11 protein-coding genes are annotated in these 13,133 nt (G+C 38.3%); 4 read left to right on the top strand and 7 right to left on the bottom strand.

All coding sequences use genetic code 11. The features are described 5' to 3' along the window. Positions 1-347 precede the first annotated feature (347 nt). Entirely contained in the window at positions 348-1,412 is a 1,065-nt protein-coding gene (locus tag AC4MC0_RS02665; protein WP_278345351.1) for a WaaS/CpsH family glycosyltransferase, read from the top strand. A gap of 7 nt (positions 1,413-1,419) precedes the next feature. Here the strand turns inward: AC4MC0_RS02665 and AC4MC0_RS02660 are convergent, their stop codons facing one another. Beyond that, entirely contained in the window at positions 1,420-2,139 is a 720-nt protein-coding gene (locus tag AC4MC0_RS02660; protein WP_114392694.1) for a putative nucleotide-diphospho-sugar transferase, read from the bottom strand. Between the two features lie 414 nt (positions 2,140-2,553). On the opposite strand from AC4MC0_RS02660, the gene AC4MC0_RS02655 reads away from it, so the two are divergent. Together AC4MC0_RS02655 and AC4MC0_RS02650 are read left to right on the top strand one after the other, a co-directional pair. Continuing rightward, positions 2,554-3,456 carry a glycosyl transferase gene (locus tag AC4MC0_RS02655; protein ID WP_335999246.1) on the top strand — a complete coding sequence of 301 codons (903 nt, stop codon included), beginning with the start codon at positions 2,554-2,556 and terminating at the stop codon, positions 3,454-3,456. Between the two features lie 69 nt (positions 3,457-3,525). Beyond that, positions 3,526-4,455 (top strand): WaaZ-like lipopolysaccharide core biosynthesis protein, encoded by a 930-nt coding sequence (locus tag AC4MC0_RS02650; protein WP_078425686.1) that lies wholly within the window; start codon positions 3,526-3,528, stop codon positions 4,453-4,455. A 37-nt stretch (positions 4,456-4,492) separates the two neighbouring features. On the opposite strand, the gene AC4MC0_RS02645 is transcribed toward AC4MC0_RS02650, so the two are convergent. From AC4MC0_RS02645 to AC4MC0_RS02630, 4 genes are read right to left on the bottom strand one after another with little or no spacing between them, the layout of a single operon-like run. After that, positions 4,493-5,416, bottom strand: coding sequence for a glycosyltransferase family 32 protein (locus AC4MC0_RS02645; RefSeq protein ID WP_010327513.1), 924 nt, complete (start codon positions 5,414-5,416; stop codon positions 4,493-4,495). A gap of 43 nt (positions 5,417-5,459) precedes the next feature. Beyond that, a complete protein-coding gene (locus tag AC4MC0_RS02640) occupies positions 5,460-6,218 on the bottom strand; it encodes a glycosyltransferase family 25 protein (protein ID WP_058870287.1) in 759 nt (252 codons plus the stop codon). Then, positions 6,215-7,198: a Stealth CR1 domain-containing protein gene (locus AC4MC0_RS02635; protein WP_279043220.1), complete on the bottom strand. Its 984-nt coding sequence runs from the start codon at positions 7,196-7,198 to the stop codon at positions 6,215-6,217. Before AC4MC0_RS02635 ends, AC4MC0_RS02640 begins: the two co-directional genes overlap by 4 nt. A gap of 35 nt (positions 7,199-7,233) precedes the next feature. Further along, a complete protein-coding gene (locus tag AC4MC0_RS02630) occupies positions 7,234-8,004 on the bottom strand; it encodes a hypothetical protein (RefSeq protein ID WP_058870289.1) in 771 nt (256 codons plus the stop codon). Positions 8,005-8,178: 174 nt separating this feature from the next. Here AC4MC0_RS02630 and AC4MC0_RS02625 point away from each other — a divergent pair, with 174 nt between their 5' ends. Continuing rightward, a complete protein-coding gene (locus AC4MC0_RS02625; RefSeq protein WP_335999240.1) occupies positions 8,179-9,348 on the top strand; it encodes a nucleotide sugar dehydrogenase in 1,170 nt (389 codons plus the stop codon). A 52-nt stretch (positions 9,349-9,400) separates the two neighbouring features. On the opposite strand, the gene AC4MC0_RS02620 is transcribed toward AC4MC0_RS02625, so the two are convergent. Together AC4MC0_RS02620 and glnE are read right to left on the bottom strand one after the other, a co-directional pair. Continuing rightward, on the bottom strand, positions 9,401-10,327 hold the full coding sequence (locus AC4MC0_RS02620; RefSeq protein WP_004983545.1) for a branched-chain amino acid transaminase: 927 nt from the start codon (positions 10,325-10,327) through the stop codon (positions 9,401-9,403). Positions 10,328-10,360: 33 nt separating this feature from the next. Beyond that, the gene (glnE, locus tag AC4MC0_RS02615; protein ID WP_335999237.1) at positions 10,361-13,105 is read right to left on the bottom strand and encodes a bifunctional [glutamate--ammonia ligase]-adenylyl-L-tyrosine phosphorylase/[glutamate--ammonia-ligase] adenylyltransferase; all 2,745 of its coding nucleotides are present in this window, start codon (positions 13,103-13,105) and stop codon (positions 10,361-10,363) included. Positions 13,106-13,133: the final 28 nt, after the last annotated feature.

Below are 13,133 nucleotides of genomic sequence, written 5' to 3'. Positions count from 1 at the left end.
CTTTTTTGTTGATGGTCAAGCTAGCAATTATGTATAGCAACAGTACCGTCAAGGCGGTGCCTATTGCTTTTGCTCAGCATACAAAAACATGTATTCGGAAGCCAAAAAACCTTTAATTTACCTGTAGATATTGGTCTAATTAAATCTCCAGTTGTCTAATAATGATTGAATATGCTTATTAAACATAAACTGATCACAAAAATACACACACATGACCATACAGTCAGAATCGCAGCTAAATATGGTATACAGCCTAGAGAGATATCCAAAAATATAAATTTCTTTTAGGAAGCTTTGTCCCCTTAGCCGTCGTATAAATAGATTGAAATCCGTATGAGACAGACATCATGACCTACAAAATAATCTTAGTGATGCCCAGCCATAGTAATTTTGCGACTGCTATTCAGAAAAATTTAGAATTCCATAACTTTGAAGTCAAATTCATTAATAGCTCACCTGAAAATATTCAAAAAATTAAACTGCCACGATGGATAAATATCTACACACTTTTCCGAAAATTATTCTTGGCTGATTTTTCATATAAAGATAAAGCAAAAGATACCATCAAACAGCGAATCATTGCCGAAGAAATTTCCAAGGCTTTACAGAATAATACCTTTGATTATGTACTCGTCATACGTCCAGACTTAATTGATAATCAACATTTAAAAATATTAAAAGCATGTTCAAATCACCATTTTATTGGCTATCAATGGAATGGCATAGAACGCTTTCCTAAAACATTATCATCCGTTGATTTATTTGACCATTTTTTTGTATTTGACCCAGAAGATTTATCAAATCCAGACTACAGTAGCTACAAGTTTCAAGGCTGTACCAATTTCTATTTTGACATGTACTCTCCAAAACCCAAGTTACACACAGGTACTGTTGCCTACTTTGTAGGTCTACATTTTGATGACCGCTCTCAACCGATTGATCATTGTGCACAAGCGCTTATTGAGCATGGTATTACTTTAGATTTCAATATTAAATTTCGCCATGGTGATCAAGCAGATGCGCAAACGCAATATCAAACTCAAGAAATAAAATTTATCAACCAAAATATTGACTATGAGGATAACCTTCAACATATTAATCAAGCAGATATATTGGTAGATGTAGTCAATCCAGTGCATAAAGGATTATCTTTCCGCACCTTTGAAGGACTGTATTATCAAAAAAAATTAATCACAAACAATGCGCAAATACGCAATTATGATTTTTACCATCCCAATAACATTCTGATTTGGGATGGTAAAAATTTAGATACATTGAAAGACTTTTTAGACAGTCCTTATGTCGCTGTAGATACACAAATTCGTGAGAAATACAGCTTTGGCAACTGGATCAGGTATATTTTAAAAAAGGCTCCCTACCAGCAGATCCAACTCCCTCTACAGCACCCCTAAACACCATTTACATGAGGTCTTGAAGTTCAAGCTGTATATCAATTCCCAATTGCTTTGCCCGTGCGTTAACAACCGCGTGGCGCGTCAAAATTTTTCGTGTGCTTTTTGCTAATGTGGTTGAGCGCATAAACCAACGGTAGAACGCGTTTCTACGCTGATATTTTTGCACCCAACGCATGTCTCTACTCGCCTGTAATTGCTCGATAATCGGTTCAACTGTATCACCGTATGCTTTACGTGATGTGTCAAAAATAAAGTTATACTCGGGCGGTAGCTTTTTGAGTGTAACGCGTTTTTCTTCGACCCATGCATCCAGTAATTCCTGCAATACAACCTGATCCCAACGGCCAGGCTCAGCCAGCTGTCTTTTTTCCCATTCATCAACCAATAAACGCGCATTTGGAGTATCGTTGATAAACAGCGTGGCACTAATTAAACGATTATTATGAATATAGTGCACAGCAATATCTTCTGTGATTGATTCAAAATAAGGTCGAATATCTTCAAGAATGATCGCATCGGCATCAATATACAAAATCGGCCCTTGTAGCTCATGTCGAACTTTTGCGATATAACATGGCTTAAAAGCTATAATTTTTTGCCAATCATCTTTGGAAAAGCTTTGAAAATGCACATCTATACCAAATTTATTTGCCGAGCATTTTAAAATATCCGCATGCTTTGTATATAACTTATCGTCCGTATGGAAACCAAAAACTGTTAACATTACCGATCCTGTAAAACCTGAAGAAACACTCAAGGTTATTTTATATTTAATTACAAATACTTAAATCTATAAATCATCTAACACTTACACTTAAAATTTAACGTATAAATGTGGACATCACAGAGAAAGTATTTCTATTCTCACTCAAAATAATCCGCCAAAATCATAAAATACAATGATGACCAAACTCAATCTAAGGAAGAGCTCTAACTCATATCCATATATTAGTTGAACCCACCAAACTCATCAATTTAAAGCGACCAATCACATCATATATCTCTAGCGGCACCGCATTCAGCAAGACACTATTTGCAAAAAACTACTACGCAGAACTAGCTTTTAGCACTTATAATCCTATTATAGTTATAGCGATGACTTTGTATTAAAATCTAATTATATAAAACGGTGTGTAAGATGACTCAAACAATTCAAGTATTTGTAGGTTGTGATCCCAATAATTGTGACTTAGAACAAATGATGGTTCTTGAATATAGTCTTCGTAAGCACACTTCGCATCCTGTGAATATTACTTGGATGCAACTGAGTCATGACACAAACAGTCCGTGGTATACCAATCAGGCGACTGGTGAAGGTTGGCGTACTGAAAAATGGGCTACTCCTTTTTCTGGTTTCCGTTGGGCCATTCCTGAATCGTGTAACTTCGAAGGCCGCGCAATTTACATGGATGCCGACGTCATTGTACTTTGTGATATTGCAGAACTTTGGTCTCATCCAATGCAAGACGATGCCATTGTTATCGCTAAGGGCGGCAAAAGCTCAGCGCGTCTATGTACTTGTGTATGGGATTGTGAAAAAGCCAAACAATATCTTCCAGCATTGAAAGACATTCAAGCCAATCCAGATGCACATAAGAATTTAATGCGCCTTCTAAAAGAAAAACCAAATCTCGTACAACCTTATCAAGATTCTTACAATAATATTGATGGCGAAGGAATGTCGATTGAACAAATCAAAATTCTACATTACTCAGATATGGGCACGCAGTTCAGTCATAAGTATTCATTATCTCGTCTTGAAGCAACAGGCCAAAAGCACTGGTTTGATGGTGAAATAATGCCTCACCCTAGGGCAGATCTAATAGCACTTTTTGATCAATATTATGACGAAGCACTAACTGCTGGATACAAACCAGAACAATATATGATTGAACCTTTTGGTGCTTTTACCAAAGCAACTCAAGCCAACTATCACGGCAATAAAATTACACGTCCAGGGCAGAAAGAATCTTGGTTCACTCAAAAGCTCAATAAATTAAAGTCTAAACTCAATAGCAACAAATTTAGACTAGATGACTAAAACTTAAAGTGACTGCTTTAGTCACAACTTAGCCTATTTTTTAAAACGTTCAACCTGAATGACTTGTTTATGATTCCTAAAAAGCTACAGACCTTACAATTATTTTTTTCAAACTTGTGTTTTAGAAGCATTTATAAAGTCGTTTATAAATTAAGTCATTCAAATCAATACAAACATAATCGCCGTTTTTGGCCGTATTATCAGGTTGAACGTGATACTGAAAATGGCTTACAAAAACTTTTTTTCAAACAGAAGTTGGTCGTCGATAATACGCAAGCTATTTGTACAGAAAATAAGCCATGCATGATGATTGCAACTGGGCCATCAGTACAACGGATCCCTCCCGAAGCTTTTACCCGCTCCGACATAGATTATATTGGATTAAATGGCGCAATTTCGATGCCTAATGTTGCGTTTAAGCATTATGTCATTATTGACCATAATTTCGTTGAGAGCCGTTTTGATTTGGTGTTGAAAGTCCTCAATAGCAATTGTACGTTTTACACTACACCACGTTGTTTAGACCAGATTTTAAGAAAAGTTTTATTTCAGGATATCCAATGTAACATTAGAGTCGTAGAACCTATTACTCGCGGTGAAATTGAACCAATCTTACAGCCTAAAAAAGCGGTCGACATGCAAAAAAGTTATTTCTATACCAACAATCAATTGGGTTTTTCAACTCAAATATATACCGCGATCTTTGATTATTTTACTGTAGCCTACGTTGCACTACAGATTATTCACTCACTCCGCTATCAAGAGATTTACTTAGCTGGGTTAGACATGAATAATTTTTCCCAGCCCCGTTTCTATGAGAGTGCTGAAAATAAACAACCAACGCTTTTAGACAGATCATTAGATTTCACATTACCAGCTTTCGACTTAGCGGCACAGTTTTTTAAGGCTCAAGGAATTACCGTATATAACCTTTCTGAACATAGTGCTGTGGAAGCATTTCCAAAAGTAAATGCAAAGGACTTATTTAAATTCCAATAAAATACACCCGATTCAAGGCTATTTTTTCGAGTGCTGACTAAAAATCCAAAAGTGAGTGCTTGAAATATTGCCCTCGCGCAAAATGCTTATCCAATATCTGACGCTCTTTCCCTGCAAGTTTTATGAGATTCGGATACTCATCTGGTGACTCATGAATAGCCAAATCAATCAGGGTCTTTTCTTTAACCCATTTATTTTTAACTTGGTAGAAAAATGCATTTTTATCGCAATTGATTAATACCATACTCGGTGCTACATCGCGCATCACTTTCTGACACGCAACATAAGCCACAAGATACTCTAACCGACCAATACGCTGAAAATAATCTTGAGAATTATCATAGGTGGCTTGGATATATTGGATATATTGCTTGGGTCCGATATCAATCGCTTTAAAAAGTTCATCAAACCATAATTGATAAAATGGATTCTTTTCTACACTCGCCAGTAACCAATTTTCAATCACGGGAAAATCAGCCAGTGTCGTATTTTTTTTCCGATAATAGGCAAAGCCTTGCGTTTTTGTTTGCTGGATGAGTTTTTCAATCCAATCTAATTTTTTATAAACAATAATACTTGCATCTAACCAAATCCCACCATAATGGTAAATCAAGTCAAAACGGATTAAGTCTGCGCGTTGCTGGGACGTTGCTTTCTGCAAAATAGGCGAGGTTAAATCAAAACTAATAAAATCCGCGACATTATTTGGATTTAACAGATTCACAGTATAGTCAGGATGTAATTTCTGAATATGATCAATACAATGCCGAACCAAAGTAGGCATGCTCCCTTCCCAATAGATCCATATCTTTTTAGGTAATTGAATGCCTTGATTCTCTAGCTTAGCCTGTAAAACAATCTGATCTGCATAGTTATCTATGGCATCACATTTATTTCGTTGTTTTAAATTAAGCAGTGTATAAAACTTTAAAATATAAAATAACTTTTTAAAAATTTTCATTTTAGTCGATCATTTAGCCTTGTATCGAAACACCTTAGGACAATTACAAATACTTATGCTTCACTGCATAAAATTTGTCGCGCCACATTCGTTTTTGTTTTTTAATCCCATAAGAAAAGCTTCGACCTTCTTTTTCTTTACGAGAAATTCCTTGTGCGGCTACAGTTCCCAAAATATCACTGTCCAGACCTGCTGGTTTGACCAATGCAGGCCATACCCCTAAACCTTTCCCATTTTTACTGAGCCAAGTTTGAAAGAAAATATCAACAGGCATGGTCATTGATTTTCCTGCTTGTATAAATGCTTCTGCACCTTTGCGCGACCAAACTAAACCGAGACCACGAATAGGAAAATAAAAAGCGTGCCATAAACTCATGCCATCAATATTCGTAATATCTTTGCTCAGTTTTTTCTTTTTGGCTGCAATATTAATCAGATACCAATCCAGCTCTTTATGCTGATCGAGATACTCAATCACACCATCAAGTTTGTCTTTGAAGTCTTGGTTGATTTTCATATCATCTTCAAGTACCACCAAATAATCAGCATCCGTACTTAAAAATTGTTCCGCACAGCCATAATGACTTAAATAGCAGCCCAATTCTGAATTCATCAATCTGCGACCGAGTACGTCGTTCGCCCCTTGATCATCGTAGTTTGCAAATTCAGTTAAATCTTTACCACGACCATCGACTGCAGAAAAGCGCTCAAAAGGCCAGTTAACTTGATTCAGCTGCTGCGTTGCTCGCTCAAGTCGTTCTTGACTGCCATCCAAATTAATCAAATAAGTAACAACTTTCATGATGGACTCTTAAAAGCAATAGATTTAGGTAAATAGTCTTTAAATTTCAAATTCAAAGCTGATGATATTTTTTGAAATTGTTTCTCTTCAAATTGATCTAAACTTTGGATACAACCAAATTTAACATTAGAATTATTCAAATTTTTTAAAAATAATTCAATTGATGTTTCATTTTTCAAATATGCAATTTCGATATCATTAAAAAGCTCAGCTTGTTTGTACTTAATTTTTAAATGATTATTGAGCCCTACAGGTAAAAACTGTAAGGCACTACGAAAACGATAGGAAATTTGCTTTTCTAAAACAGATGGATGGGCTTCAAAGTATTTTTGAAATAATATTTTATCTAAAACATGTGGTCGATGATGAATTTCAAAATAGCGGCTCATCCCACACAACTCCGCACTCAACATCTGAGCAACCGTATATTTAGGCGCTAAGGGTTTAGCAAAATATTTATTCAACCCTTTACGTATATTAAATTTAGTTTTAACTAATAAATTATTAGACCAGTGCCCATAAATCTTAATATAATCATCGACCAAGAAATCACTGATTTTAGAAGGTGCATTAAAGAAAAAATCGTCATTTAAATAAATGAAATATTGCGATAAATTTGGAATATTCCAAAGCATCGTTTCAATTGTAAGTGAATTGAAAGTAGGTAAATACTGTTGGTAATTTCTAAATATTTCTTGATGATCAACCACTTGAATTTGACCAGAGCGACATAGCCCCTGCGCTTCAAACTCCCCAACAAAACTCGGCTGTTGGTGATCAGTTATAATGTAAATCGTTCCACAATACGGAACATATTTCAGAATTGAAGCAATCGAAAAATAGATTTCATCATTATGGGCAAATCGAGTGTCTTCCGCTGCACCTTTTACAACATTTTCAGGTTGAAATTGTTGACGTTTCAATCGATGATTTTCATCACTTCCATCAACCCAAGCAATAACAAAATCTAGTTTTTTCATAATTTTCTAATCAAAAGTAAACCAACATTGGGTTTTTAATGCCAAGCCTCTTTAATCCAATCTGATGGCAAGACGTAACGATACCACTTGCCACCACCACCATTTACTGCATCAGGTGGGTTAATTTCCCCATGGAAAACAATAATTTTTGCACCTTCGGGTTTTACGGGTGCTTTAAAGTACGCCAAAGGTATTTTTTGCAAGCAATGATACTTATAACTTTTACACCAACTGTCAGGCCAGTAAGAGAGCTTTTTCTCTTGATCGACATACCAAGACAAATAAGCTTGCTCATTGCGGAACTTTTGACGAATTTCATCAAAATGCTCACGAAAATATGGCATCAATCCAGGAAAAGCACCCAACTTAAAACGGTAAACTGAACTATTTCCCGTAATACGCCAAGGGCGCTTCCAGTCATGAATAATCAGAAAATCCCCAGAATGGGTAAAGAAACTATCGATGTTATCAACAATCACTACATCTAAGTCTAAAAAGAGCGCATTGCCTTTTAAACCATAAAGATCTGGCTCAAACGTAGACAATTTATTCCAGCCACGTTCAGGGCTCCCCTCTGGAAGTGCTAATGGAGGAATAGGAAAACACTGTACAGCAGGATCAATACCATCGGTACGGTCAGTTAAACACACCATTTTAAAGTCAACAGTAGTGTGGCGTTTTACCATGTTATACAAGCGATTAACGTAGTCCGAACCATATTTGGTCCCCCACTTCATACACAGCACAATATTCTGATTTTGTTGCTCTGTCGTATTTAAAACGTCATCATTTTCATGTACAGACATGCTTGAAACTACCGATCTACATAGTATTTTGCATCATAACATAGTCTAGGTTTGATTGAAGATTAGAGCCATAAAATCCCAAGTAATTACACGGTAATTAAACTGAAATGTATTGTTCATTTACGTGACATCTTGCTCCTGCACCGTATTATAAAATAATTCAGAATCAACAGAATGAAAATTACAGTGGTCGGTTTAGGCTATGTTGGACTCTCTAATGCTTTGATCTTAGCGCAACAGCACTGTGTCACTGCATTTGATATCGATGAAAATCGTATTCATCAGTTAAATCAAAAAATCTCCCCAATTCAAGATAAAGACATCTCATTATTCCTAGAAAATGAAAACCTTCATTTTAAAGCAACATCAAATAAAATAGACAGTTACATCAATGCTGAGGTTATTCTCATTGCAACACCCACCAATTACGACCCCATCACCAATCAATTTGATACTTCAAGTGTGGAGCAAGTCATTCACGACATCCAACTCACTAACCCGCTTGCGACCATCATCATTAAATCGACAGTACCTGTCGGCTTTACACAAAGAATGCGACTGCGATTTAACACAAACAATATTATTTTTTCACCAGAATTCTTACGTGAGGGCAAAGCACTTCAGGATAATCTTTACCCTTCTCGAATTATTATAGGAGAGCAATCGGAACGTGCTGAAACATTAGCACAACTCTTTCTTAATAGTGCTATTAAAAAAGACTGCCCTGTACTATTTACTCATTCGACTGAAGCAGAGGCTATCAAATTATTTGCCAATACTTATCTCGCCATGCGTGTCGCTTATTTCAATGAACTTGACACCTATGCTCAAGTTTTTGATTTAAATACTCGTCAAATTATTGATGGCGTGTGTCTTGATCCGCGTATTGGAAAGTTTTACAACAACCCTTCTTTTGGCTATGGAGGATATTGTCTCCCTAAAGACACTAAACAACTTTTAGCAAATTATGAGCAAGTCCCAAGTAACTTAATTCAAGCAGTTGTAGATGCAAATAGAACCCGCAAGGATTTCATTGCTGAAACAATTATTCATAAAAATCCCAAAGTGGTTGGCATCTACCGTTTAGTCATGAAATCAGGATCTGATAATTTCCGCTCATCCGCAATTTTAGGGATTATGCGCCGAATTAAGGCGCAAGGCATCAAGGTGATTATTTATGAGCCAAATATTTCAGAAAAAAAATTTGCCAATAGTAAAATTATTCGCGATCTAAAAAAATTTAAGCAAGTAGCTGACTTAATTATTAGCAATCGTCAAACATCAGAACTAAATGACGTCCAAAATAAACTCTACACTCGAGATATTTTCGGTATCGATGACTAAACTGAAGACCAACAAAAAAGGGCTCCGAAGAGCCTTTTTTTCACCGAATCACTTATTTTACATAAGTTAACCAGTGTGCGTATTTCGGGTCTTTACCCTTAACCGCATTAAAGAATGTGGTTTGAATTTGTTCAGTAATAGGACCACGCGTACCTGAACCGATTTCACGGTCATCATATTCACGAATAGGCGTCACTTCAGCAGCAGTACCTGTAAAGAATGCTTCATCCGCAATGTAGAATTCATCACGCGTAATACGACGCTCAACCACGTCATATCCTAGGTCTTTTGCAATCGTGATAATGGTTTGACGCGTAATACCATCAAGTGCCCCACCCGCGATATCTGGCGTATGTAAAACACCATCTTTCACCAAGAATACGTTTTCGCCAGAACCTTGACATACATAACCTTGAGGGTCGAGCAGCATTGCTTCGTCATAACCTGAATGCGCTACTTCTTGGTGAGCCAAAATCGACAAAGTGTAATTACCTGACGCTTTTGCTTTACACATCGTCACGTTTGGATGGTGATGGGTAAATGATGAAGTTTTCACACGAATACCTTTCGCCATTGCTTCGTCACCAAGGTACGCACCCCAGCTCCACGCAGCAACCACCGCATGAATTGTATTGTCTGTTGCAGCAATACCTAATTTTTCAGAACCAATAAAAATAATTGGACGCAAGTAGCAAGACGCTAATTTATTTTCACGAACCACATCAATTTGAGCTTGCTCTAGTGTTGCTTGATCAAATGGGACTTTCATTTGATAAATTTTTGCAGAGTTCAATAAACGCTTAGTGTGTTCTTTTAAACGGAAAATAGCCGTGCCATTCGGTGTTTCATAGGCACGGACACCTTCAAACACACCCATGCTGTAGTGCAAGGTATGTGTTAATACGTGAGTTTTTGCCTCACGCCAGTCAACCAATTGTCCATCTTGCCAAATAAAACCATCACGATCAGCCAAATTCATGACACACACTCCAAATTTATATACACAGTCATGTTATCCAATGCTCACGATTGAGCTTGGATCAATTAATCTTTGCCATAATTTGCAAACGATCACTCGGGTATCGCGCCAGTCCGCAGCATTTACTTGCATGGATTGATTCGCAAGGGCTAAACGGTGGCTCTCGGCTCGTTCACTGAGATAAGCTTGAATCAATGCAGTCGCATCGTCACTGGATAAGCAACTGGCTTTTGCGGCGTCGTCAAGGATTCGTACATTGTCGGAATAATGGGCAAGATCTGGATGAGATCCGCTCCATGCCAACACAGCATACTGTGCCATAAATTCGATATCGACGATACCACCTGCGTCTTGTTTTAAATGAAAAATTCCATCTTTTTGTTGTTCTTTAGAAGAACCCAAATGGTCTTTCATTTTTTGACGCATCTTCAGCACTTCTGCGCGTACATTTTCTTCATCACGTGGCTGCGTCAAAATCCGACAGCGCAATGCTTCAAACTTATCACGCAAACTTGGCTCACCCGCAATCGAACGAGCACGCACCAATGCTTGATGCTCCCAGACCCATGCATTTTTCAACTGATACTGTTCAAAGGCTTTTAAACTGGTGACCAAGACCCCCGCTTCACCCGATGGGCGTAAGCGCGTATCGATTTCATAAACCCGACCATCGAGGGTCTGCGTGGTCATCAATGACATAAATTTCTGCGCAACACGCATTGCAAACTCGAATCCACTGATCGACTTCAGCCCATCGGTATCGGCTTGCTCATCCATATAATGAATAAAGACCAGATCTAAGTCCGAGCCATAACCCAGCTCAATCCCGCCAACCTTGCCATAACCCACAACAGCAAATGCCAAATGATCGATCGAACAGCGCTGTCCTTCAACATCGAGCGGATAACCATGTTTCTTTGCCGTCATTTGGTAAGCTAAATTTAAAGTTGTACTGACCGAAACTTCTGCAATATCCGTCAAAGCATCGGATACTTTCATCAACGGACTTTCAGCCAAGACATCACTGGCTGCAACTGCCAATACATTGGATTTTTTAAATAGGCGCAGCACACGCATCAAATCTTCAACGTCATCAAGCTCAATACGAAGCAACTGTTGACGCAGAGAATCTTCCAAATCTTGACGGCGCGGCAACTCAAAGTCCATGGACAAAAATTCATCCAAGAGTACTGGATAATGGGTCAATTCTTCACAAATCCATGGACTTACGGTTGCCATTTTCACCAAGCGCTGTAACGCCCCTTTACTCTCAATCAACATGACCAAATATACGGTACGTCGCATCACAGACTCAACCAAGGGCATGAGGCGTAGCAGCGCGGCTTGCGGCTTATCTGACTGTAAAATCGCTTCAATCAAATGCGGCCAAAACATTTTTAAACGCTGCATCGCTTTTGCAGGCAGCTTTTTTAGCGCATGCCCATTCCAAAATTCATGAATGAGGTTTTTTGCATTCGCATCCAACACCTCATTTAAACGCGCTTCTAACTGACTAAAGCTTTCTACGAAAGGGTCATGTTCTTTTTCTTTAATTAAATGCTCAAATTGGTAAATAACTTTGGCACGCTTTTGGTTTAAGTGCTCAATAAATGCTTCCCAACTTACAAAACCCAAGGTATCAATCATCCTTTGTCTGAGTTCTGGTTCTGTGGGCAAAGACTGGGTCTGTTGATCATTTAAGGCTTGAATTGCATGCTCTACACGGCGCAGAAATAAATAAGCATCTTCCAGCTCACTGACCGCCTGACCATCCAGCAAACCCACTTCACCCAAATGATGCAAGCTCACTAAACATTGACGGTCTTGTAATTCTAATTTTGCCCCACCATAAATCAGCTGAAACACCTGCACAATAAATTCGACTTCACGAATACCGCCCGCACCCAGCTTAATATCATCTTCGATGTTGCGGCGTAATACTTCACGCTCAATCATGGCTTTCATTTCGCGCATGGCTTCAAAAGCGGTGTAATCGACATACTTACGGAATACGAAAGGACGTGTCATGTCCAACAACTCATCCCCCTCTTTGCCCCCTGTCACAATCCGCGCCTTAATCCACGCATAGCGCTCCCACTCGCGCCCATGCTGGCTTAAATACTTCTCCAGCGCCGCATGACTAATAGCCAGTGCAGAACCATCACCCCAAGGACGTAAGCGCATATCCACACGGAAGACAAAACCATCAGCCGTGATATGGTCCAACAAGTAAATGAGCTTCTGACCCCATAAAATGCAAAACTGTTGTACATCAATACATTTACGACCATCTGTTTCACCTTGCTCATCAAAGGCAAAAATCAAGTCGATATCACTGGATAGGTTCAACTCTTGTGCACCGAGCTTCCCCATCGCAACCACAATTAAATCTTGAATTTTATGGTTATAGCCCACAGGCTGACCATGTTTAGCCACCAATGGCGCTAAGGCAAACGCTTTTGCCACACAAATGGCTGCATCAGCAAAATCAGATAACTCCCGTGTTAACTCCATCACATCGATCAGTTGGTTGGCATCCTGCCAAATCCAGCGAAACATTAAACGCGCACGTAAAATTCGGATGGTGCGCATCCATGTGCTTTCATCACTGATCTCTTTTAAGGTGTTTTGAACGACATCGAAAATTTGTTCGGTGGTCAATGGCTGAGAAAATTGATCAATTGCATAATCTTGTTCAAGATAAACCTGATGTATAGATAGGACTTGTTCCGCATATTGACTTGCGCGCAATGTCTTTTGCAATTGCTCAGCATTCATGATCGACTCTTTCGGATTGTTTTGGTTA

This window comes from Acinetobacter sp. CAU_H_S139_7, from assembly GCF_058599305.1.
The sequence above is the reverse complement of the archived record's forward strand: the minus strand, read 5'-3'. Positions and strand labels throughout refer to the sequence as shown.